Below are 21730 nucleotides of genomic sequence, written 5' to 3'. Positions count from 1 at the left end.
CCAGCAAGCGCGAGCAGCTCTTCATTGAATAGCGAAACTCTGTTACCCGAGCCCGCTGCCCTGCCCGCCGTGGTGGATCAGGTGGCGCTGGCCAGGCTCTACGGCGAGCCGCTGTTCAAGCTGCCGCAGGATCTCTACATCCCGCCCGACGCGCTGGAAATTTTCCTCGAAGCCTTCGAGGGGCCGCTCGATCTGCTGCTCTACCTGATCCGCAAGCAGAACTTCAACATCCTCGACATCCCCATGGTCGGCGTCACGCGCCAGTACCTGGCCTACGTGGATGAAATCCGCAGTCGCAATCTGGAGCTGGCGGCCGAATACCTCTTGATGGCGGCCATGCTGATCGAGATCAAGTCGCGCATGCTGCTGCCGGTGCGCCCGCCCGAACCCGGGCAGGAGCCCGAAGACCCGCGCGCCGAACTCGTGCGCCGCCTGCTCGAATACGAAAAGATCAAACTCGCCGCGCAGCAGATCAGCGAATGGCCCCAGTCCGGACGCGACTTCCTCAAGGCGCAGGTGTTCATCGAGCAAAGCCTGCAACCGCGCTTTCCCGAGGTCTCGATCGCCGAGCTGCAGGAGGCCTGGGCCGACATCCTGCGTCGCGCCAAGCTGGTGCAGCGCCACCAGATCACGCGCGAGGAGCTCTCGGTGCGCGAGGTGATGAGCCAGGTGCTCAAGCGCCTGCAAGGCCAGCGCTTCACCACGTTCGAAGCGCTGTTCACTCCTGAAAAAGGCGTGCCCTTGCTGGTCGTGACCTTTGTCGCGCTGCTCGAACTGGCCAAGGAAGCGCTGGTGGAAGTCACGCAGGCCGAGGCCTTCGCGCCGATCTACCTGCGCCTGGCCTACACGCCGGCCTGAGCCTCAGGCTCGCGCAGGCGCCGGTACAGCGTGCCGCGCGATATCCCCAGCAGGCGCGCCGTGCGCTGCACATTGCCGCCCTGCTCCGCCAAGGTCTGCTGTATCAGCTGCCGGCTGTGCGCACGCAGCGTCGCTGCAGGCAGCTGCTCCGGTCTGTGATCCTGCACCACCGGCTGCACCTCGGGTAGCGCCAACTGCGCCGCCGGCAGCTCCCAACCTACCAGCGCCAGCGCCCCATCGCACAGCTGCGCCTGCACCCACAGGCCAAGGCCGCTGGCCAGGCGCAACGGGCGGGCGGCTTCGGCATGCGCCATGCCCAGCAGGCCGCGCATATCGATTGCCAACAGCTCCAGGGCCGACAGCGGCTGGCTCACCGGCGCCGCACAGCCCAGCAAGCGCGCGCCCGCTTCGTTAGTCCAGACCAGGGAGCCGTCGGCCGCGATGCCGGCCAGCCCTTCCAGCGGCGAGCCCAGCAGCGACGGATGCGTCTGAAAACGAAGCACCAACTGATCGCGCGCCTGCGCCCGCAGCAAGGCATTCTCGATCGTCGTCGCGTACAGCCCGACCATGGCCGCCGGGTCAAAACCGAAGGCCTGGTCCTCCACCGTCACATCGAGCACGCCCACCAGCGCCCCCTGCGCATTGCGGATCGGCGCGGCGGCGCAGCGCAGCGCATGCAAGCCTTCAAAATAATGCTCAGAGCCCGTCACGGTGCATGCCTGGCCAGTCGCCACCACGATGCCCGGCGCATTCGTGCCCACCTGCGCTTCGGCCACGCACACGCCAGCGCGCGCCACGCCATGCATCAGCATTCTGGGGCCCGTTGGCGCGGGCGTGGCATACAGCATCACGCCGTCGCCATTGGTCAGCAGCACATGGGCGCCGGTACCGCTCAAGGCCTGCTCCAGGGTCTGCAGCGGCGGCTGCGCCAGCTCCAGCAGCCCGCGGCTGCGCTCGCGCGCAGCGTGCTGGCGGCTGGCCGACACCGGTTCGAACGCCACCTTCTGGCGCTGATTGGAAGACACCCGCAAGCAGCGCATCCACGACTGGATCACCGCCTCGCTGATCAGACCCGAAGGCCGCAGACCCCGTTCAAAAAAATCGGTACGCGCCCGCTGCACCCGCTCGGCATGCGTGGGCGCGAAAACCTGATGCGGTGCAGGGGCCGTGGTGCCCAATGAGTTCACAGACATGCGCTTTATCGTCCTCCTGATGGGACCAGTGTTCCAGTTTTGGACAGAAGTGGCATCAGGGTTAGTCCTAGGCCGGTTCTTCCGGCGTTTTCAGGGATGCTAGGTGCAGCTTTATTTGCAACCCTTCCGAGGAGACACCCCATGAGAATCCGCACCTCCGCGCTGGCACTGGCCGCAGTGTTGGCACTGGCCGCGGGCAGCAGCTGGGCCGCCAAGGGCGTTGACGGCGCGTCCATCCAGGCCAACACCGCCAAGACCGAGCAATGGCCGTCGATCGGCCTGGACTACGCCGAAACGCGCTTCAGCAAGCTCACTCAGGTCAACACCCAAAACGCCAAGGACCTCGGCCTGGTCTGGTCCTACAACCTGGAGAGCACGCGCGGCATCGAAGCCACGCCACTGGTCGTCGACGGCGTGATGTACGTCTCCGCCGCATGGAGCGTGGTGCACGCCATCAATGCCAAGACCGGCGAGCGCCTGTGGACCTACGACCCCAAGGTCAACAAGGGCACCGAAGGTTTCAAGGGCTGCTGCGACGTGGTCAACCGCGGGGTGGCGCTGTGGAAGGGCAAGGTTTTCGTCGGCGCCTACGACGGCCGCTTGATCGCACTCGATGCCGCCACGGGCAAGGAAGTCTGGTCCAAGAATACCTTTGAAGGCCAAAAGGGCTCCTACACCATCACCGGCGCGCCGCGTGTGTACAAGGGCAAGGTCATCATCGGCAACGGGGGCGCCGAATACGGCGTGCGCGGCTACATCACCGCTTACGACGCCGACAGCGGCGAGCAAAAGTGGCGTTTCTATACCGTGCCGGGCGACCCCGCCAAGCCCTATGAGAGCAAGGCCCTGGCGGACGCCGCCAAGACCTGGGACCCGGCCGGCAAGTACTGGGAACATGGCGGTGGCGCCACGGTCTGGGACACCATGGCCTTCGATCCCGAGCTGAACACGATGTACATCGGCACCGGCAACGCCTCGCCCTGGTCCGCCAAGGAGCGCAGCCCCGCCGGCGGCGACAACCTCTACATCGGCTCCATCGTCGCCATCAACCCGGATACCGGCGAGTACAAGTGGCACTACCAGGAGACCCCGAGCGACAACTGGGACTACACCTCCACGCAGCCGATGATCCTGGCGGACATGAAGATCGACGGCAAGCAGCGCAAGGTCATATTGCACGCGCCCAAGAACGGCTTCTTCTTCGTGATCGACCGCACCAACGGCAAATTCATTTCGGCCAAGAACTTCGTGCCGGTGAACTGGGCCACCGGCTACGACAAGAACGGCCGCCCGATTGAAATCCCCGCCGCGCGCGAAGGCGACAAGCCCTACGACGCCATTCCAGGCCCGTTTGGCGCCAAGAACTGGATGCCGATGTCCTACAACCCGCAGACCGGGCTGGCCTATTTCCCGGCCCAGCACATCCCGTTGGTGATGGTGGACAACAAGCAATGGAAGTTCAACCAGGCCGAGCCGGGCGCTCCGATGTCCGGCATGGGCTGGAATCTGGCCAAGATCTTCCCGCCCACGGCCCCCGAGAGCAAACCCTTCGGGCGCCTGATCGCCTGGGATCCGGTCAAGCAAAAGGAAGCCTGGCGCGTGGAGCAGGTCTCGCCCTGGAACGGCGGCACGCTGACCACCGCGGGCAACCTGGTGTTCCAGGGCACGGCCGACGGCCGCATGGTGGCTTACAACGCCAAGGACGGCAGCAAGCTCTGGGAAAGCCCGGTTGGCACCGGCGTGGTAGCCGCGCCCATGACCTACATGCTCGATGGCAAGCAGTATGTGTCGGTGGCCGTCGGCTGGGGTGGCGTGTACGGCCTGATGAACCGGGCAACCGAGCACCAGGGACCGGGCACGGTGTTCACCTTCGCGGTCGGCGGCACGGCCAAGATGCCCGACTTCGTGGCTTACCAGCAGGGCAAGCTGGTGCAAGGCGTGGAATACGACCCCAAGAAGGTCGACGCGGGCGCGGCGCTGTATGTGGGCAACTGCCTGTTCTGCCACGGCGTGCCGGGCGTGGACCGCGGCGGCAACATCCCCAATCTGGGCTACCGCGACGCCAGCGTAATCGCCAATCTGGACAAGTTCGTTTTCAAGGGCCCGGCGTTCGAGCGCGGCATGCCGGATTTCACCGGCAAACTCACGAACGACGACGTGCAAGCCATCAAGGCCTTCATCCAGGGCACGGCGGACGCCGTTCGGCCCAAGTAAACACGGCGGCTCTCGCTGAACTGGCCGCTGGCGTCACACCCGGCGGCCTTTTTCATTCTCCAAGCAAGCGCTGCATCAGCCCGCGCGTGGACGCATCCACGCCCCACCACTGGCTGCTCTCCTGACGCGATTGCAGATCGCCCGCCAGTTGCTTGCCCAGCTCCACCCCCCACTGGTCAAAGCTGTTCACGCCCCAGACCGCGCCCGAGACGAACACCCGGTGTTCGTAGAGTGCAATCAGCGCGCCCAGTGAGGCGGGTTCGAGCTGCTCCAGCAGCAAAAAGGTACTCGGGCGGTTGCCCGGGCAACGCCGCTCGGGCGCAGCACCGCCACGCCCCAGCATCAGCGCCTGTGCCTGCGCAATCGCGTTGACCACCAGGCTTTCATGGTGCTGCGCCAGGTATTTGCCGCCATGGCGCAGCGCGACAAACTCCACCGGAATCAACTCCTGCCCCTGGTGCAGCATCTGGAAGAACGCATGCTGCCCGTTGGTGCCCGGCTCGCCCCAGACGATGGGCGCCGTCGGCACCATGAGCGGCTCGCCCGCGCGCGTCACCTGCTTGCCGTTGCTTTCCATCTCCAGTTGCTGCAGATAGGCCGTCAGGCGCCGCAAGCCGTGGCTGTAGGGCGCGATGCAGCGGCTGGGCGCGTGCGCAAAGTTGCGGTACCAGACATCGAGCAATCCGAGGCGCAGCGGCAGATTGGCGGCGTCGGGCGCCATCAAAAAGTGAGCATCCATCGCATGCGCACCCTGCAGCAAAGCCCTGAAACGCTCTGCACCGATGGCGATTGCGATCGGCAGCCCTATGGCCGACCAGAGCGAATAGCGCCCGCCCACCCAGTCCCAGAAACCCAGCGTGCGCGTGATGCCGAAACGCGCTGCTGCGTCCACCTGGGTGGTCAGCGCGACAAAATGCCGCGCAATCGACAGCGGCTGCGTCGCATCCGTGCTGCCCCCCTGCGCCAGAAACCAGGTGCGCGCCGAATGCGCGTTGAGCATGGTCTCCGCCGTGCCGAATGACTTGGAGGCGACGATGAACAGCGTGCTCTCGGCGCGTACGCGGCGCAGCACATGGCCCAGCTCATGGCCATCGACGTTGGAGACGAAATGCAGACATTTGCCGGCGTCATGCCAGTCTTCCAGCGCCTGCACCACCACCTCAGGCCCGAGGTGCGAACCGCCAATGCCGATATGCACCACGTCGGTGATCGCGCTATCCCGCCGTACCTGTTCAGCCAGCGCCAGCATGCTCTCCAGCGTGGCATGCACCTCGGCCAGCGCCGCGCGCACGGATGCGCTCCAGCGCTGCGCGATGGGGGACGCCACCAGCAGCCCCCCATCCGCCGGCGTGCGCAGCAGCCAATGCATCGCCGCGCGGTCTTCGGTCGTGTTGACGCACTCACCGGCAAACATCGCATCGCGCCACGCCGGTACACCACGTTCACCGGCCAATTGCCGCAGCAGCACTTCGGTCGCGGGGCGAATCAGGTTCTTGGAGAGATCGGCGAACACCCACGGCGCCTGCTGCGACAGCGCTGCCAACCGACCGCCGTCCTCGGCGAATGCTTCGCCCAGGTCCAGCGACTGGATGTCAGTCGCCCAATGCTGCTGCAGCGCAGCCCAGGCCGGGGTTTGGTCACAGGCAACCATCAGGCTTGCATCAGCGCTTCCAGCGTGCGCGCATCCACCGCGAAGCTGCGGATACCTTCGGCGAGCTTTTCCGTCGCCATCGCGTCCTCATTGAGCGCAAAGCGAAAACCGGCTTCATCGAATTGAACAAAATCGACAGGTGCCGCCTGTGCGGCTTGCGCATCCAGCGCACGCGCCAAAGGCTGCTGGTTCTCAGCCAGCTCCTGCATCAAAGCGGGTGCGATCGTCAGCAGATCGCAGCCCGCCAGCGCCCGGATCTGCCCGGCATTGCGAAAACTCGCGCCCATGATCTCGGTGGCAATGCCGAAATGCTTGTAATAGTCAAAGATGCGCCGGACCGATTGCACGCCCGGGTCATTGCCCCCTGCCATCGCCGCTTCATCCCAGCGATTGCCGGCTGCCTTCTTGAACCAGTCGTAGATGCGACCGACAAACGGTGAGATCAGCTGCACCTTGGCCTGTGCGCAGGCGATGGCCTGGGCAAAGGAGAACAGCAGCGTCATGTTGGTGTGGATACCCCGCGCTTCCAGCCGCCGCGCAGCTTCAATCCCCTCCCAGGTACTGGCGAGCTTGATCAGCACGCGGTCAATATGGATGCCTTCGGCTTCGTACAGCCCTATGAGCTGCTGCGCACGCGTGACCATGGCCTCGGTATCAAACGACAGGCGCGCATCGACCTCGGTGGACACGCGGCCCGGGATCACCGAGAGGATCTCGCAGCCAAAGCGCACGATCAGCCGGTCCATCTGCTCATCCAGAGAGCGCTCATGCCAGCGCGCCTTGTTGGCCTGCAGCAAAGGCGCATAGTCGCTTTTCTGCACGGCCTTGAGGATCAGCGAGGGATTGGTCGTCGCATCCTGCGGCGCAAAGCGCGCGAGTTCATGGAAATCGCCCGTATCCGCCACCACGGTGGTCATGCTTTTGAGCGCCTGCAATTGGTTCACATTTCACCTCGCTTGCACAATAGCCTAGCCGCTTCATGGGCTGCTTCATGAAAAAAGCCGCCCGAAGGCGGCTTTCGCTGAATCAGGCACTACCCACAGGGTAGCGGCTTCATCAGAAGTTGTGGCGAACACCAATGGTGTAGCTGTTCCGGCGGTCGACACGCAGGTAGTCAGCGTACGCAAAGGTACGCTTGGACAGGCTGTACTTGCCTTCCAACACGAAGTTGGTGCGCTTGCCAGCTGCATTCTTGGTATCACGGGTGATATCCAGAGTGGCCGAAGCAGCGCCGAAGATCGCCGTGCCGCCGATAGAAATACCGCGGCGAACGCTGCGGGCATCGTTGTAGGACGCGGCAACAATGAAGTTACCCATGTTGTAGCGGCCACCCAAGTTCCAGCCGGTCTTCAGGCCTTGCACCTTGTTGACGGTCAGGGCGCCAGACAGGGGACCGTTCGCATAGGTCACAGCACCTGCCCACTTGGAGCCGGGAGTCACGCCCGTGGCCAAGTCAGCGTTGTCATTCTTCGTGGTGTAGGCAATGCTTCCGGACAGACCACCGAAGTTGGGGGCGTCATAACGGAATTGGTTGTCTTGCCACACGCTATCACCACCAATAAGATAGGTGTTGAGCACGACCGAGTAGTTGGCCGCGCCTGTCAGCTCCCAGAAACCCGTTTGCGCGGAGAAAGACGGGGTGTAATAACGCCCCATCGTGAACTGACCCCAGCTGCCGCCGAGGAACACCATTGCATTACGGTTCCAGAACTGATTGACGAGCTTGTCATTACCGGTGAGATCCTTACCAGTGCGCACACCGTAGGCATTGCCAGTGCCCATCCACAAGCCGGTTTCAAAGTTGAAACCAGCCTTCAGGCCGCCACCCAGGTCCTCAACACCCTTCAGGCCAACGCGCGAAGCGCCGTTGTTGGTGTAGCTGTTGGAGCTGACGAAACCGGTCTTTCCACCGGGGGCCTTGCCGATACCACCATCAGCCACACCGTACAGAGTCACCGACGATTGCGCCATCGCAAAACCCGAGGCGCCCAAGACTGCCAAGGCAATCAGAGATTTTTTCATTACCAATACTCCAAGGTTAAATAGAAGGCTCCGGCCTGAAAGACTTTGTCCATGCGAGCGCTGCCTCGCCGGGCCAACCTCCTGGTGGGGAAGTTCTACGTATTGCAACAGAGACCGGGCGGATACGCAAAGCAATTCACCGACAAACGCCGCGAAGACCGGTCTTTTGTTGTTCTTGGGCAACAGGCCGACGATCGGCTGCGGCTATGGACCGTCATGCCTCGATCAGGTCGAACCCGGTGGTCACGCGCGCCGTTGCCGAGAGCATGGCGATGGCCGAGCAGTACTTTTCGTGGCTGAGCGCGATCGCACGCTCGACGGCGTCGCGCGCCAGTGCCCGGCCGGTGACGCTGAACTGCATGTGGATGCTGGTGAAGACCTTGGGGTCGGTGGTTGCCCGCTCGGCCGACAGGTGCACGCTGCAGCCGCGCACATCGTGGCGGCCGCGCTTGAGGATCAACACCACGTCGTAGGCGGTGCAGCCGCCGGCCCCCGCGAGCACGGTTTCCATCGGGCGCGGGGCGAGGTTGCGCCCGCCGTTCTCCGGCCGGGCGTCGTCGGGCGCGCCATCCATGGCGATGACGTGACCGCTGCCGGTCTCCGCAACAAAACCCATGCCCGAGCGCGTGCCTGCGGCGCCGATCCAGCTGACGGTGCATTCCATGGTGGGTGCCTTTCGTGAATCCATCGGTCGATTGTCTCGCACACGATGCGAATCCGCGGCGCGGTCTATGATGGCGGCCCCGTATTTTGCACTGCAACATCCCCCATGGCCGCGCCGCTTTCACCCTCTGACTACCTCAAGAAGATCCTGACGGCGCGGGTGTACGACGTGGCGATCGAATCCGCGCTGCAGCCGGCCAAGGCGCTGTCACGACGGCTGCACAACAAGGTGCTGCTCAAGCGCGAGGACCAGCAGGCGGTGTTCAGCTTCAAGCTGCGCGGCGCCTACAACAAGATGGCGGGGCTGACCCCGGAGCAGATTGCCAAGGGCGTGATCTGCGCCTCGGCCGGCAACCATGCGCAGGGCGTGGCGCTGAGCGCGGCGCGCCTGAACACCCGCGCGGTGATCGTGATGCCAACCACCACGCCGCAGGTGAAGGTGGACGCGGTGAAGAACCTGGGCGGCGAAGTGGTGCTGACCGGGGAAAGCTATTCCGACGCGTACGACGAGGCGGTGCGGCTGCAGCGCGAGCAGGGGCTGACCTTCATCCACCCGTTTGACGACCCCGAGGTGATCGCTGGGCAAGGCACGGTGGCGATGGAGATCCTGCAGCAGGTGCAGCAGATCGGTGGCAACCGGCTGGATGCGGTCTTCGTGCCGATCGGCGGCGGCGGGCTGATTGCCGGCGTGGCCAATTACATCAAGGCGGTACGGCCCGAGGTGAAGATCATTGGCGTGCAGATGCTGGACTCGGACGCAATGGCGCAATCGGCGCAGGCACGCCAGCGCGTGCACCTGGACGACGTCGGGCTGTTTTCCGACGGCACGGCGGTGAAAATCGTCGGCGAGGAGACATTTCGCATCGCCAGCGACCTGGTGGATGACTATGTGCGCGTGGATACCGACGCGGTCTGCGCCGCGATCAAGGACATCTTCATCGACACTCGCAGCATCGTCGAGCCGGCCGGCGCGATGGGTGTGGCGGCGATCAAGCAGTACGTGGCCACGAATAAACCGAAGGGCGAAACCTACGCCGCCATTCTCTCGGGCGCCAACATGAATTTCGGCCGACTGCGCTTTGTCGCCGAACGCGCCGAGGTGGGCGAGGAAAAAGAGGCGCTGTTTGCCGTCACCATTCCCGAGGAGCGCGGCAGCTTTCGACGTTTTTGCGAGATCGTCGGCGCGCTGCCGGGCGGGCCGCGCAGCGTGACGGAGTTCAATTACCGCATCAGCGATTCAAGCCGCGCCCATGTGTTCGTCGGCCTCTCGACGCACGGCAAGGGCGAATCGGAAAAGATCGCCAAATCGTTCGAAAAAAACGGCTTTGCCGCGCTCGACCTGACGCACGACGAAATGGCCAAGGAGCACCTGCGCCACCTCGTCGGCGGGCATTCGAGCCTGGCGCGCGATGAGCGGCTGATGCGCTTCACCTTCCCCGAGCGGCCCGGCGCGCTGTTCAAATTCCTGAGCCTGATGGCGCCGACCTGGAATATTTCCCTCTTCCACTACCGCAACCAGGGCGCGGACTATGGCCGCATTCTGGTGGGCATGCAGGTGCCTGCGCAGGACAACGCGGCGTTTGATGCGTTTCTGAAGGCGCTGGGCTATCCGTATATCGAAGAGACGATGAACCCGGCGTATCGGCTGTTCCTGCAGGCCAACGGGCACTGAGCTTTGCTCCTCGCCCCTTTGGGGAGAGGTTGGGAGAGGGGCCGCCTGACAACTGCGGAGGGCACGGGTGCGCCGCTGGCCCTCACCCCCGCCCTCTCCCTGCAGGAGAGGGAGAAAGAGAGGGAGATGGACGCGGCAATTCGAGTGTCATCGTGACCGGACCATCCAGCGTGGAGCCCAGGCGCACCTCGCGCCGCCCCAACGATTGCACGATCAGCCCGGGCTGCAACTCGGCACCGACGCGGTAGGGCTTGGCAGGCTTGCCGTCTACCGCAATCAGCGCCGCGCCATCGCCGTTCTGCGTGCCGACCAACACGCCTTGCAGCACCAAACGCGCGGGTGCCGACGCCGCAGCGGTGCTGGCCGGGGCTTGCGCGCCCAGCACCCGTGCCAGCGCCTGAGCATCCACCGCCAGCGGCGCAGCGGCGGCCAGCGGCACCGGGGGCGCGCCTGCAGGGCGCGACAGCTTGAGCCCCCACCAGGCCAGGCTCACGCCCAGCAGCGCCCAGACCACCAGGGTCGCAAGGCGCAAGGTCCAGCGGGGGCGGGCAGCGGTGGGCATGGCGGGCATGGCGCCATTATCATTGAGCAGCTTGCCCCTGTAGCCATAGAAAGCCTCCCCGTGCCCCTGCCGTCCGCCCTTGCCCGTCTGCGCCGCGCCGCCGGCTTTACCCTGATCGAGTTGATGGTGGTGCTGGTCATCATCGGTGTGCTGGCAGCCCTCATCGTGCCCAATGTGCTCGACCGCGCAGACGATGCCCGCTCCACCGCTGCACGCACCGACGTGACCAACCTGATGCAGGCGCTCAAGCTCTACAAACTCGACAATCTGCGCTACCCGACGGCGGAGCAGGGCTTGCAGGCGCTGGTCAGCAAGCCGGCAACCCCGCCCGTCCCGCCCAACTGGCGCCCCTATGTGGAAAAGCTGCCGACGGACCCCTGGGGCCATGCCTACCAGTATCTGAACCCGGGCATCAAGGGCGAAGTGGACGTGATGTCGCTGGGCGCGGACGGCCAGCCCGGCGGCGAAGGCAAGGATGCGGACATCGGCAGCTGGCAGTAGCGCCCGCGGTCAGCGCTCTGGCGGCTTCACGCTGCTGGAGCTGCTGGTGGTGGTGGCCATCATGGCGCTGGCCACGGCGGGCGTGGGCTTTGCGCTGCAAGACAGCGGGCGCGATCGCCTGCAACGCGAGGGCGAGCGCCTGGCGGCATTGCTGGAATCGGCACGGGCGCAATCGCGCGCCTCGGGCAGCCTGGTGCGCTGGCGGGCGGATGCCACGGGCTTTCGCTTTGACGGCCTGCCGGGCGCCGGCCTGCCAGCGCACTGGCTGGCGCCGCAGACCGGCGTGCGCGGCGCCGCAGTGCTCTGGCTGGGACCCGAGCCCATCATCGGCGCACAGCAGGTGGTGATCGTCAATGCCGAGCTGCCGGGTCAGGCGGTGCGCGTGGCGACCGACGGACTGCGCCCCTTCACGGCGCAGGCGCTGCAATGATGCAGACTGGTGCTCGCGGTTTCACGCTGGTGGAGGTGCTGGTGGCGCTGGGCATCGTCGCCATCGCGCTGCTGGCGGGCTCGCAGGCGATCTCGGCGCTCACGCGCGGCAGCGCGCGGCAGACCGACGTGACGCTGGCCCATATCTGCGCCGAGAACGCGCTGGTGGCGATGCGCCTGTCGCGCCAGATGCCTTCGCTGGGCGACAGCAGCGGGCCCTGCGTGCAGGCCGGGCGCGAATACCAGGTGACGCTGCAGGTGACGCCAACGCCGAACCCGCAGTTTCGCCGCGTCGATGCCCGGGTGACTGATGGTCAAATCCCGGTTTTGCGCCTTTCCACCATCGTCGGGCGCTATTGATGCAGGAGTGCCGACACCGCCGTCGCGGTTTCACGCTGGTGGAGCTGCTGGTGGCCATCGCCGTGCTGGCACTGCTGGCGCTCGTGAGCTGGCGCGGCCTGGACGCCATGGTGCGCGCCCAGCACCAGACGCGCGAGCACGCCGACGCGGTCGCCACGCTGCAGACGGTGCTGGACCAGTGGGGCGCCGACCTGGATGCGGTCCAAACCCTGGAACACGCCAGCGCCATCGCCTGGGACGGGCAGGCCCTGCGGCTCACGCGGCGCAGCAGCCGGGCGGACGATGCCGGGGTGATCGTCGTTGCCTGGGCGCTGCGCGATGTCGATGGCAGCGACCAGTGGCTGCGCTGGCAATCCGCGCCGGTGGCGACGCGTGAACAATGGAGCGCCGCCTGGCAGCAGGCGGCCAGCTGGGCGCGCACGCCGGACGCCGCCACGCGCCGCAGCGAAACCGTGCTGCTGCCGCTGGCCGGCTGGCAGCTGTTCTTCTACCGCGACGGCGCCTGGGCGAATGCGCTCTCCACCGGCGCCACCGGCGCGGTGCCGGGCGTGTTGACGCCCACACCCGCAGCAGGCACCAGCGCCACAGCCGCGCTGCCCGAAGGCCTGCGCCTGCAGCTGGATCTTCCCGCAGGCGGGACGCTCTCGGGCCGGATCACTCGCGATTGGGTCAACCCCACCGTGGGGGGCAACAAGTCATGACGCAGCCCCGGCGCGAGCGCGGCGCTGCGCTGCTGGCGGCGATGCTGGTGGTCACGCTGGTGGCGAGTTTCGCCGCCTCGGCGCTGTGGCAGCAGTGGCGTGCGGTGGAGGTGGAAACCGCCGAGCGCGCGCGCGTGCAATCGGCATGGATACTGATCGGTGCGCTGGATTGGTCGCGCCTCATCCTGCGCGAGGATTCGCTGGCGCGCGGCGACGGCACCGACAACCTGACCGAACCCTGGGCGGTGCCGCTGGAGGAAGCGCGCCTGTCCACCTTTCTCGCCGCCGACCACGGCGTGGCAGCGGATGCCAGCACCGACACCGACGACGCCTTCCTCTCCGGCTCCATCACCGACCTGCAGGGGCGGCTGAACCTGCGCAACCTGGCGCAGGGCAACGCCGTGGATGCGCTGACGCTGCGCCAGTTCACGCGGCTGTTCGGCTACCTGGGGCTGGATGCCGCGCTGCTGGACCAGCTCGCGCAGGCCATGGTGCAGGCCACGCGCACCGACAGCCCCGCCGATACCGACGCGCCGCTGCTGCCACGCAGCATGGACGAGCTGTCGTGGTGGGACGTGCCGCCGGCCGTCATCGCCCGCCTGGCGCCCTATGCGACGCTGCTGCCGGTGCGCACCAAGCTCAACATCAACACCGCCACCGCCGTGGCGCTGTGGGCCAGCGCGGACGGCCTCTCGCTGGCCGAGGCGCAGCAGCTCACGCAGGCACGCGATGCGCACTATTTCGCCAAGCTCAGCGATGCCGGCAGTCGGCTTTCCAAGCCGAATGCACTGCGCGCCGACCTGCACGATGTGAGCTCAAGCTACTTTGAGGTGCGCGGCCAGCTGCGCCTGGGAAGCATCGTGGTGCGCGAGCGCTCGCTGCTCTTCAAGCAGCGCGGCGCCGCGCGCACGCTCTGGCGCGATCGCGCCGGCTGGATTGCCGCCGCGACAAAACAACCCGGCGACGCCGATGCGCCACCTACAATGCCTCGCGCATCCCCGCCATGAGTACGCTTGCCCTTTCCCTGCCGACCCAGGCACTGACCGCTGCCACCGAGCTGCACTACGTGCTCTCGAGCGACGGCAGGCAAGTCACGCGCAGCGGGCGCTGCAGCGCGCCACTGCTGCCCCAGCCGGGGCGCACCGGCGAGACCGTGGCGGTGGTGCCGCCACGCCAGCTCTCCTGGCAACGCGTGACCCTGCCGCAGGGCGCGCTGGCGCAACGCCAGCGCCTGCGCGCCGTGCTCGAAGGCCTGCTGGAAGAACAATTGCTGGACGATCCGGCCCAGCTGCACTTTGCGCTGCCACCCGAGGCCGTGGCCGGGGTCCCGCTCTGGGTCGCGGTCTGCGATCGCGCCTGGCTGCAAGGCGCGTTGCACGCACTGGAAGCCGCAGGCCACCGCGTGGATCGCATCGTGCCCGCCCATGCGCCCGGTCCGACGGCCAGCGGGCAGCCGGAATGCACCGTCATCGGCACGCCGGAAGAGGCCAGCGCCGTACTGGCCGGCATGGGCCCCGAGCAGGCCGTCACCCTGCTGCCACTGCCCGCGCCCGGGCTGACCGCGCTGCTGCCGCCCAGCGCCAGCGTGCGCGCCGAGCCGGCCGTGGCGGCGCTGGCCGAGCGCCTGTTCGGCCAGGCCGTGCCGCTGCTGTCGCAGGATGAAGCGCTGCTCGCGGCTGCCAGCGGGCCCTGGGATCTGGCGCAGTTCGATCTGGTCAACAACGGCCGCCAGCGCGCGCTGCGCTGGCTAGGCACGGGCATCAATGCGCTGTGGCGGGCGCCGCAATGGCGCGCTGCACGCTGGGCGCTGGGACTGCTGGCGCTGCTGCAGGTGGCGGCACTCAACCTCTGGGCCTGGCAGGATGCGCGCGTCCTGGCGAGCCAGCAGGCGGCCGCGCGCGCCGTGCTGCAGCAGGCTTTTCCGCAGGTCAAGCTGGTGGTGGATGCACCGGTGCAGATGCGCAAGGAAGTGGCGCTGCTGCGCCAGCAGACCGGCGCCCTGGATGAGCGCGACCTGGAGCCGCTGCTGGCCGCGGCCGCGAGCGCGCTGCCGGCCGACCAGATACCCACGCGCATCGACTACGCCGAAGGCGCGCTGCGCCTGAGCGGGCTCACGCTGACCGAGGCGCAGCGCACGGCGCTGGCACCACCACTGGCCGCCCGCGGCCTGCGCGCCAGCCAGCAGGATGGCGCCCTGGTACTGCAACCGGCAGGAGCCACGCCATGAAGACCCCCGCAGCTCTGGCGGCGCGCTGGGCCCGGTTGGCGCCGCGCGAACGCACGCTGGTGCACGCGGCAGCGGTCCTCGTTGCCCTGGCGCTGCTGTGGTGGCTGCTGCTGGCGCCGCCCTTGAAGGCGCTGCGCGCCTCGCCCGCACGCCATGCGCAGACCAATGCCCAATGGCAGCAGATGCAGCAATTGCAGGCGCAGGCCGAGCAACTGCAGGGTGCGCCGCGCCACCCGGGTGCGGACGCGCCAGCGCTGCTGCGCAGCAGCGTCGAGGCCGCCTTTGGCGCCAGCGCAAAAACCACCATCGCGGGTGCTCGCGCCACCGTCACGCTGACGGACGCCCCCGCCAGCGCCGTCGCCGCCTGGCTGGCGCAGGTGCGCGCCAGCAGTCAGGCAGCGCCGGTGCAGGTGCAGTTGAGCCGCGTCGGCACCGCCTTGCCGGTGCGCTGGAGCGGCAGCATCGTGCTGGCGCTGCCGACACCATGATGCGCAACCCCGCCACCGCCGTCGCCGCGCGCAGCCTCTGGCGCTGGGCGCTGATCGGCCTGCTGCTGGGGCTGCTGCCGGCGCTGGCGCTGCTGGCGCCGGCCGATTGGCTGGCGGCTGGCCTGGCGCGCGCCAGCCAGGGCCAGGTGCGGCTGGCGGACACCCAGGGCACGGTCTGGAACGGCTCGGCGCAGTTGCAGGTGACCGGCGGCAGCGGCAGCCACGATGCGCTTGCGCTGCCCGGGCGCATGCACTGGCAGTTGCGGCCCACGCCGAACGGCGCCCGCGCGCTGCTGCAATTCGACTGCTGCACCAGCACGCCGATTGCCGTCGATGCGCGCCTTGGCCTGGGCGCGCTGCAACTGCAGGTGCACGATGGCCAGAGCCACTGGCCTGCCGCACTGCTCGCCGGGCTGGGCACGCCGTGGAACACGGTGCAATTGCAGGGGCAACTGGCACTGGCAACCACCGGGCTGGCGCTCTCTTGGGCGCAGGGCCGCATGGAGCTGGCCGGCAAGGCACAGCTGGACCTGCTGAACATGTCCTCGCGCCTGTCCACCCTGCACCCGATCGGCAGCTACCGCGCCACGCTCTCCGGCGGCGCCGCGACCCATCTGGCACTGGCCACGCTGGAAGGCGCGCTGCAGCTCTCGGGCAGCGGACAATGGGTGGGTCAGCGCCTGCGCTTCACCGGCGAAGCGACGGCCGCGCCGGGCAGCGAGGCGGTGCTGGCCAACCTGCTCAATATCATCGGGCGGCGCAGCGGCGCACGCTCCGTCATCACGATTGGTTGACCCATGTTTTTCAGGCCCGCCCGATTGCTCGCAAATACTCTCTTGTTGATAGCTGTCTGCGCAGTTGCAACAAGCGTTAATGCCCAAAATCATTCCAATTCCAAGCGGGCCGCGGCCAGCGTGCAGGCGAGCGAGCCGGTGACGCTGAATTTCGTCAGTGCCGACATCGACGCAGTGGCGCGCACCATGGCCACGATCACCGGGCGCAACGTGGTGGTCGATCCGCGCGTCAAGGGCCAGCTCACGCTCTCGACCGAAAACCCGGTCTCGCCCAAGGTGGCGTTCAACCAGTTCCTCGCGGCGCTGCGCCTGCAGGGCTACACCGTGGTGGAGGCCGCCGGCCTGTACAAGGTGGTACCCGAGGCCGATGCCAAGCTGCAGACCGACAACGTCGCCGTCTCCGCCGGCGGCGGCCAGGGCGTGGCCGCGGGCGGACAGATCGTGACGCAGATCTTCAAGCTCAATTTCGAGAGCGCCAACAACCTGGTGCCGGTGCTGCGCCCGCTCATCAGCCCCAACAACACCATCAACGCCAATCCGGGCAACAACTCGCTAGTGATCACCGACTACGCCGACAACCTGCGGCGCATCGGCCGCATCATCGCAGCGATGGATGTGGCGCACGCCACCGATGTCGAGGTGATCCCGCTGCGCCACGCCATCGCCGGCGAGCTGGCGCCGCTGGTGGCGCGCCTGATCGAAGGCGGCACGCCCACCGCCGGCGCACCGGCGAACGCGCAGGCGCAGACCGATATCTCGTACAAGACCACCCTGCTGGCCGAGCCGCGCAGCAACGCGCTGATCGTGCGCGCGGCCAACCCGGCACGCCTGGCGCAGGTGCGCGCGCTCGTGGCGCAACTGGACCAGCCGGCGGCCATCACCGGCGGCAACGCCAGCGGCAACATCCACGTGGTCTACCTCAAGAACGCCGACGCGGTGCGCCTGGCCACCACGCTGCGCGCGGCGCTGGCCGTCGATGCCCAGGGCCAGGCCCAGGGCGGCTCCGCCCTCGCCGGTCTGGGCAGCACGGCGGGCACCGCGGGGCGCAGCAGCCGCACCCTCGGCGGGCTGGGCGCCACGGGCGCGGCCGCCAACGGCCTGGGCACGGGCGGCAGCGCCATGTCCGGCGGGCTGGGCAGCGGGGTGCAGGCCGGCACCAGCAGCGGCGGCCAGCAGGAATCGGTCTCCACCGGCGGCATCATCCAGGCCGACCCGGCAACCAACTCGCTCATCATCACCGCGCCCGAGCCTTTGTTCCGTCAGATCCGCGCGGTGATCGACAAACTCGACGGTCGGCGCGCGCAGGTGTTGATCGAGAGCCTGATCGTGGAAGTGAGCGCCAACAAGGTAGCCGAATTCGGCATCCAGTGGCAGAGCGTGCTGGGGCGCAACGGCACGCTGGGGCTGCTGGGCACGAATTCCAGCGTCACCGGGCCCAACATCCTGAGCCTGGCGCTGGCAGCGGCCAGCGGCGACCCCAAGACCATCGCCCAGAACATGCCGGGCTCAGGCTTCAACGCCGCCATCGCGCCGCGCATCAACGGCCGCTACTACCTCGGGGCGCTGGCCAACTTCCTTGAAAACACGGGCGACGCCAACGTGCTCTCCACGCCCAACCTGCTGACGCTGGACAACGAAGAGGCGCAGATCATCGTCGGCGAGAACGTGCCCTTCCCCACGGGGCAATACACCAACACCGGTGGCGCCAACGGCTCGGTCAACCCCTTCACCACCGTCGACCGCAAGGATGTGGGCCTGATGCTGCGCGTGCGCCCGCAGATCAACGAGAACGGCACCGTCAAGCTCACGCTCTACCAGGAAGTCTCCAATGTCGACAAATCGACCTTGACCAGCACCTACGGGCCCACGACCAACAAGCGCGCGATCGAGTCCACCGTGCTGGTGGACGACGGCAGCGTGATCGTGCTCGGCGGCCTGCTGGAAGACAGTTATTCGCGTGGCGAGGACAAGGTGCCGGTGCTGGGTGACGTGCCGGTGGTGGGCAACCTGTTTCGCAGCGAATCGCGCACGCGCCAGAAGTCCAACCTGATGGTGTTCCTGCGCCCGGTGGTGATCCGCGACAACGCCACCAGCGAGACCCTGGTGCAGGACCGCTACGATGCCATTCGCGCGCTGCAGCAGGCCAGCCAGCCCGAGCCGCGCGCCGTGCTGCGCAGCGTGAGCGATGCGCCGGTGCTGCCCCCCCTGCCGGAAAGCGGCAAGAAGGGCGAGGTACCCGCTCCGCTGCCGCCCAACGTGTCGCGCCCACCCGGCAGCGCGCCGGAGCAACCCCTGTCGGGCAACATGCCACAGCCGCTGCAATAGCCCATCACCGCCATGCGCTACCCCCTGCCCTACGCCTTTGCCCGCGCCAGCCAGCTGCTGCTGGAGGAAGACGGCGGGCAGTTGCTGCTCTGGCATGGCCCGGCGCCCCAGCCCGGGCCGCTCTCCGAGGTGCTGCGCAAATACCCGTCGGTGCTGCTGCAGCAGGCACCTGCAGCCGAGCTGGCGCAGCGCATCAGTGCCGCCTACGCCCAGGGCGAATCGAGCGCCGCCACCGTGGTCAGCGAGGTCGAGGAAGAAGCCGATCTCTCGCGCATGATGCAGGAGCTGCCCGCCGTCGAAGACCTGCTGGAGAGCGCGGGCGACGCGCCCATCATCCGCATGCTCAACGCGCTGCTCACGCAGGCGGCGCGCGACGGCGCGAGCGACATCCACATCGAGCCCTACGAGCGCCATTCCAGCGTGCGCTTTCGCGTCGACGGCCAGCTGCGCGAGGTGGTGCAGCCCAACCGCGCGCTGCACGCCGCCCTCATCAGCCGCCTGAAGATCATGGCGGACCTCGACATCGCCGAAAAGCGCCTGCCGCAGGATGGCCGCATCAGCCTGCGGCTGGGCACACGCGCCATCGACGTGCGCGTCTCCACCCTGCCCAACGCCCACGGCGAGCGCGCGGTGCTGCGGCTGCTCGACAAAAGCGCGAGCAAACTCAGCCTGGAGGCGGTGGGCATGCAGGGCACGGTGCTGGCGCAGTTCGAGCACCTGATCACGCAGCCGCACGGCATCCTCCTGGTGACCGGCCCGACCGGCTCGGGCAAGACGACCACGCTGTACGCCGCGCTCTCGCGCCTGGACGCCGCGCGCAGCAACATCATGACGGTGGAAGATCCGATCGAGTACGAGCTGCCCGGCGTCGGTCAGACGCAGGTGAACGCGCGCATCGAGCTCACCTTCGCCAAGGCGCTGCGCGCCATCCTGCGCCAGGACCCGGACGTGATCATGATCGGCGAAATCCGCGACTTCGAAACCGCGCAGATCGCGATTCAGGCCAGTCTCACCGGCCACCTGGTGCTCGCGACGCTGCACACCAATGACGCCGCGAGCGCCGTCACGCGCCTCACGGACATGGGCGTGGAGCCATTCTTGCTGGCCTCATCGCTCTTGGGGGCCCTCGCGCAGCGCCTGGTGCGCAAGCTCTGCACCGCCTGCCACGGCGCGGGCTGCGACGCCTGCGGCCAGACCGGCTACCAGGGCCGCACCGGCGTGTTCGAGCTGCTGACCGTCGATGATGCCATCCGCGCGCTGATCCACCGCCAGGCCCCCGAGACCGACATCCGTGCGCAGGCGCAAGCCGCGGGCATGCAGCTGATGCGCGAAGACGCCGAACGCCTGATCGCGGCAGGCATCACCAGCCGCGAGGAAGTGCTGCGCGTGACGCGCGACTGAGCGTGTCTTTGCCAAGAAAGTCAAGCACGGTGACACGCAACTGGATCCGTTTCTACTCCTTCCCCCTCTGGGAGAAGGTGGGGATGGGGGCTTTCAGCGCTCGTACTTCGCCGTCAACTTCGCCTCGCCCAGCCTGGCGAAGTGAATCATGAAGCCGACATACGCCGCCGAGGCGTCGCCTGGCACATCGAGCTTGTCCACATTCAGCGCATGCAGCGTGAAGATGTAGCGGTGCGGCCCATGCCCGGGCGGAGGCGCGGCACCGCCGTATTCCTTGCTGCCAAAATCGGTGCGCCCCAGTTGAGCCCCGTCGGGCAGTGCCCCACCCGGATTGCCCGCGCCGCGCGGCAGCGATGTGCAGCTGGCGGGAATGTCGTACACCACCCAGTGCCACCAACCCGAGCCGGTGGGCGCATCCGGGTCGTACATCGTCAACGCGAAGCTCTTCGTGCCCTCGGGCGCGCCGCTCCAGGCAAGCTCGGGCGAGACGTTGTCACCGCCCGCGCCCATCGCGCTGTGTACAAAGGTCTTGGCCAGCGTCTGCTGCTCGGCCACATCGGTACTCGTCAACACCAAAGCCATCGTCGGTCTCCGTGGTTGCTACGTCGGGCATTATGGGCACTGCAGCGGAAACCGCACAGCAGACGGCACAATCGACCACCATGAAGAAGCCGCAACTTTCCATGCTTGATCTGGTGGCCGTGCGCGAGGGCGGCACGCCCGCCGAGGCGATCGCGACCGCCGTGCGCACCGCGCGCAAAGCCGAGGAACTGGGTTTTGCGCGCTACTGGCTGGCCGAACACCACAACATGCCCGGCATTGCCAGTTCCGCCACCGCAGTGCTGGTTGGCCATGTTGCGGGCGCCACCTCACGCATCCGCGTCGGCTCGGGCGGCGTGATGCTGCCCAACCATGCGCCGCTGGTCGTCGCCGAGGCCTTCGGCACGCTCGCCTCCATCTACCCCGGCCGCATCGACCTGGGCCTGGGGCGCGCGCCGGGCACCGACCGCGCCACCATGCGCGCGCTGCGCCGCGACCGGGTCGAGACGGAGGCCGACTTTCCGCGCGACGTGAGCGAGTTGCAGCGCCTGCTCGGCCCGGCGCAACCCGGGCAGGCGATCACCGCCGTGCCCGGCGCCGGCACCGAGGTGCCGATCTGGCTGCTGGGCTCCAGCCTGTTCTCGGCGCAGCTCGCGGCCGAGAAGGGCCTGCCCTACGCCTTTGCCTCGCACTTCGCGCCGCGCCTGCTGGCACCCGCGATAGAGATGTACCGGCGACTGTTCAAGCCATCCAAGGTGCTGGCCAAGCCGTACGTGATGGTCGGCGTGCCGGTGATCGCCGCGCCCACCGACGACGAGGCCAGCTACCTGGCCAGCAGCACCTTTCAGCGCGTGCTGGGCATCATCACCGGGCGGCGCGGGCTGCTGGCGCCGCCGGTGCGCGATTTTCTGGCACAGCTGGGCGAGCCCGAACGCGCGGCGATCGCCGACTTCCTGGCGCTCGCCGTGATCGGCGGCCCCGAGACGGTGCGCGAAGGCTTTGCCGCCATCCATGAAGCCACGCGTGCCGACGAGTTCATGCTGGTGAGTGATGTCTTTGATGCCGACCTGCGCCTTCTCTCGCTGGAAATCGCCGCCCAGGCCAACGCATAGGGCGCGGCGCGCTTTAC

At 67.5% G+C, this 21730-nt stretch carries 20 protein-coding genes and 1 pseudogene; 14 read left to right on the top strand and 7 right to left on the bottom strand.

What is annotated here, in order from left to right:
* The first annotated feature begins 24 nt into the window (after positions 1-24).
* Positions 25-858 carry a ScpA family protein gene (locus ABS45_RS03785; protein ID WP_291553136.1) on the top strand — a complete coding sequence of 278 codons (834 nt, stop codon included), beginning with the start codon at positions 25-27 and terminating at the stop codon, positions 856-858.
* Here ABS45_RS03785 and ABS45_RS03780 read toward each other — a convergent pair.
* On the bottom strand, positions 843-2051 hold the full coding sequence (locus ABS45_RS03780; RefSeq protein WP_291553133.1) for a helix-turn-helix domain-containing protein: 1209 nt from the start codon (positions 2049-2051) through the stop codon (positions 843-845). The genes ABS45_RS03785 and ABS45_RS03780 overlap by 16 nt on opposite strands.
* Before the next feature lie 141 nt (positions 2052-2192).
* Here ABS45_RS03780 and ABS45_RS03775 point away from each other — a divergent pair, with 141 nt between their 5' ends.
* A complete protein-coding gene (locus tag ABS45_RS03775; RefSeq protein WP_291553130.1) occupies positions 2193-4265 on the top strand; it encodes a PQQ-dependent dehydrogenase, methanol/ethanol family in 2073 nt (690 codons plus the stop codon).
* A 52-nt stretch (positions 4266-4317) separates the two neighbouring features.
* On the opposite strand, the gene pgi is transcribed toward ABS45_RS03775, so the two are convergent.
* From pgi to ABS45_RS03755, 4 genes are all read right to left on the bottom strand, one after another.
* Positions 4318-5916, bottom strand: a complete 1599-nt coding sequence (gene pgi / locus ABS45_RS03770) for a glucose-6-phosphate isomerase (RefSeq protein WP_291553128.1) — start codon at positions 5914-5916, stop codon at positions 4318-4320.
* On the bottom strand, positions 5916-6860 hold the full coding sequence (tal, locus tag ABS45_RS03765; RefSeq protein WP_291553126.1) for a transaldolase: 945 nt from the start codon (positions 6858-6860) through the stop codon (positions 5916-5918). The genes pgi and tal overlap by 1 nt, the downstream gene beginning before the upstream one ends.
* A 112-nt stretch (positions 6861-6972) precedes the next feature.
* Entirely contained in the window at positions 6973-7938 is a 966-nt protein-coding gene (locus ABS45_RS03760; RefSeq protein WP_291553124.1) for a porin, read from the bottom strand.
* Between the two features lie 214 nt (positions 7939-8152).
* Positions 8153-8602: an OsmC family protein gene (locus ABS45_RS03755; protein WP_291553191.1), complete on the bottom strand. Its 450-nt coding sequence runs from the start codon at positions 8600-8602 to the stop codon at positions 8153-8155.
* 105 nt (positions 8603-8707) lie between these two features.
* Between ABS45_RS03755 and ilvA the strand changes: the two genes are divergently transcribed.
* Positions 8708-10273 carry a threonine ammonia-lyase, biosynthetic gene (ilvA, locus tag ABS45_RS03750; RefSeq protein WP_291553119.1) on the top strand — a complete coding sequence of 522 codons (1566 nt, stop codon included), beginning with the start codon at positions 8708-8710 and terminating at the stop codon, positions 10271-10273.
* An 82-nt stretch (positions 10274-10355) separates the two neighbouring features.
* Here ilvA and ABS45_RS03745 read toward each other — a convergent pair whose 3' ends face one another.
* The gene (locus ABS45_RS03745) at positions 10356-10844 is read right to left on the bottom strand and encodes a type II secretion system protein N (RefSeq protein ID WP_366246621.1); all 489 of its coding nucleotides are present in this window, start codon (positions 10842-10844) and stop codon (positions 10356-10358) included.
* 51 nt (positions 10845-10895) lie between these two features.
* On the opposite strand from ABS45_RS03745, the gene gspG reads away from it, so the two are divergent.
* The 10 genes and pseudogenes from gspG to ABS45_RS03695 all read left to right on the top strand — a co-directional run bounded on the left by gspG (position 10896) and on the right by ABS45_RS03695 (position 20061).
* Positions 10896-11336, top strand: a complete 441-nt coding sequence (gene gspG / locus ABS45_RS03740; RefSeq protein WP_291553116.1) for a type II secretion system major pseudopilin GspG — start codon at positions 10896-10898, stop codon at positions 11334-11336.
* Positions 11311-11766 (top strand): prepilin-type N-terminal cleavage/methylation domain-containing protein, encoded by a 456-nt coding sequence (locus ABS45_RS03735; RefSeq protein WP_291553113.1) that lies wholly within the window; start codon positions 11311-11313, stop codon positions 11764-11766. Before gspG ends, ABS45_RS03735 begins: the two co-directional genes overlap by 26 nt.
* Positions 11766-12125, top strand: coding sequence for a type II secretion system minor pseudopilin GspI (gene gspI / locus ABS45_RS03730; protein WP_291553110.1), 360 nt, complete (start codon positions 11766-11768; stop codon positions 12123-12125). The genes ABS45_RS03735 and gspI overlap by 1 nt, the downstream gene beginning before the upstream one ends.
* Positions 12125-12826, top strand: a complete 702-nt coding sequence (locus ABS45_RS03725; protein WP_291553108.1) for a prepilin-type N-terminal cleavage/methylation domain-containing protein — start codon at positions 12125-12127, stop codon at positions 12824-12826. The genes gspI and ABS45_RS03725 overlap by 1 nt, the downstream gene beginning before the upstream one ends.
* Positions 12823-13833 (top strand): type II secretion system minor pseudopilin GspK, encoded by a 1011-nt coding sequence (gene gspK / locus ABS45_RS03720; protein WP_291553105.1) that lies wholly within the window; start codon positions 12823-12825, stop codon positions 13831-13833. The genes ABS45_RS03725 and gspK overlap by 4 nt, the downstream gene beginning before the upstream one ends.
* Positions 13830-15053, top strand: a complete 1224-nt coding sequence (gspL, locus tag ABS45_RS03715; RefSeq protein ID WP_291553102.1) for a type II secretion system protein GspL — start codon at positions 13830-13832, stop codon at positions 15051-15053. The genes gspK and gspL overlap by 4 nt, the downstream gene beginning before the upstream one ends.
* Positions 15050-15541 (top strand): type II secretion system protein GspM, encoded by a 492-nt coding sequence (gene gspM, locus ABS45_RS03710; protein ID WP_291553100.1) that lies wholly within the window; start codon positions 15050-15052, stop codon positions 15539-15541. Before gspL ends, gspM begins: the two co-directional genes overlap by 4 nt.
* Positions 15538-16335 (top strand): type II secretion system protein N, encoded by a 798-nt coding sequence (gene gspN, locus ABS45_RS03705; RefSeq protein WP_291553097.1) that lies wholly within the window; start codon positions 15538-15540, stop codon positions 16333-16335. The genes gspM and gspN overlap by 4 nt, the downstream gene beginning before the upstream one ends.
* 3 nt (positions 16336-16338) lie before the next feature.
* A pseudogene (gene gspD / locus ABS45_RS03700) lies at positions 16339-18543 on the top strand (type II secretion system secretin GspD); the annotation flags it as partial.
* 129 nt (positions 18544-18672) lie between these two features.
* On the top strand, positions 18673-20061 hold the full coding sequence (locus ABS45_RS03695; protein ID WP_291553094.1) for an ATPase, T2SS/T4P/T4SS family: 1389 nt from the start codon (positions 18673-18675) through the stop codon (positions 20059-20061).
* A 93-nt stretch (positions 20062-20154) separates the two neighbouring features.
* Here ABS45_RS03695 and ABS45_RS03690 read toward each other — a convergent pair whose 3' ends face one another.
* The gene (locus ABS45_RS03690) at positions 20155-20643 is read right to left on the bottom strand and encodes a YbhB/YbcL family Raf kinase inhibitor-like protein (protein WP_291553093.1); all 489 of its coding nucleotides are present in this window, start codon (positions 20641-20643) and stop codon (positions 20155-20157) included.
* Positions 20644-20723: 80 nt separating this feature from the next.
* On the opposite strand from ABS45_RS03690, the gene ABS45_RS03685 reads away from it, so the two are divergent.
* Positions 20724-21713, top strand: coding sequence for an LLM class flavin-dependent oxidoreductase (locus ABS45_RS03685; RefSeq protein ID WP_291553091.1), 990 nt, complete (start codon positions 20724-20726; stop codon positions 21711-21713).
* Positions 21714-21730 lie beyond the last annotated feature (17 nt).

Source organism: Comamonas sp. SCN 65-56 (genome assembly GCF_001724135.1).
Taxonomy (GTDB): domain Bacteria; phylum Pseudomonadota; class Gammaproteobacteria; order Burkholderiales; family Burkholderiaceae_C; genus Comamonas_C.
The sequence above is the reverse complement of the archived record's forward strand: the minus strand, read 5'-3'. Positions and strand labels throughout refer to the sequence as shown.

Bases quoted from the DNA above. Each gene is read 5' to 3' on its own strand.
- ABS45_RS03745 (WP_366246621.1), bottom strand. From the start codon at position 10,844: ATGCCCGCCATGCCCACCGCTGCCCGCCCCCGCTGGACCTTGCGCCTT.
- gspL (WP_291553102.1), top strand. From the start codon at position 13,830: ATGAGTACGCTTGCCCTTTCCCTGCCGACCCAGGCACTGACCGCTGCC.
- ABS45_RS03725 (WP_291553108.1), top strand. From the start codon at position 12,125: ATGCAGGAGTGCCGACACCGCCGTCGCGGTTTCACGCTGGTGGAGCTG.
- ABS45_RS03755 (WP_291553191.1), bottom strand. From the start codon at position 8,602: ATGGAATGCACCGTCAGCTGGATCGGCGCCGCAGGCACGCGCTCGGGC.
- gspI (WP_291553110.1), top strand. From the start codon at position 11,766: ATGCAGACTGGTGCTCGCGGTTTCACGCTGGTGGAGGTGCTGGTGGCG.
- gspM (WP_291553100.1), top strand. From the start codon at position 15,050: ATGAAGACCCCCGCAGCTCTGGCGGCGCGCTGGGCCCGGTTGGCGCCG.
- ABS45_RS03735 (WP_291553113.1), top strand. From the start codon at position 11,311: ATGCGGACATCGGCAGCTGGCAGTAGCGCCCGCGGTCAGCGCTCTGGC.
- pgi (WP_291553128.1), bottom strand. From the start codon at position 5,916: ATGGTTGCCTGTGACCAAACCCCGGCCTGGGCTGCGCTGCAGCAGCAT.
- gspK (WP_291553105.1), top strand. From the start codon at position 12,823: ATGACGCAGCCCCGGCGCGAGCGCGGCGCTGCGCTGCTGGCGGCGATG.
- ABS45_RS03695 (WP_291553094.1), top strand. From the start codon at position 18,673: ATGCGCTACCCCCTGCCCTACGCCTTTGCCCGCGCCAGCCAGCTGCTG.
- ABS45_RS03775 (WP_291553130.1), top strand. From the start codon at position 2,193: ATGAGAATCCGCACCTCCGCGCTGGCACTGGCCGCAGTGTTGGCACTG.
- ABS45_RS03760 (WP_291553124.1), bottom strand. From the start codon at position 7,938: ATGAAAAAATCTCTGATTGCCTTGGCAGTCTTGGGCGCCTCGGGTTTT.
- ABS45_RS03780 (WP_291553133.1), bottom strand. From the start codon at position 2,051: ATGTCTGTGAACTCATTGGGCACCACGGCCCCTGCACCGCATCAGGTT.
- ABS45_RS03690 (WP_291553093.1), bottom strand. From the start codon at position 20,643: ATGGCTTTGGTGTTGACGAGTACCGATGTGGCCGAGCAGCAGACGCTG.
- ilvA (WP_291553119.1), top strand. From the start codon at position 8,708: ATGGCCGCGCCGCTTTCACCCTCTGACTACCTCAAGAAGATCCTGACG.
- gspN (WP_291553097.1), top strand. From the start codon at position 15,538: ATGATGCGCAACCCCGCCACCGCCGTCGCCGCGCGCAGCCTCTGGCGC.
- ABS45_RS03685 (WP_291553091.1), top strand. From the start codon at position 20,724: ATGAAGAAGCCGCAACTTTCCATGCTTGATCTGGTGGCCGTGCGCGAG.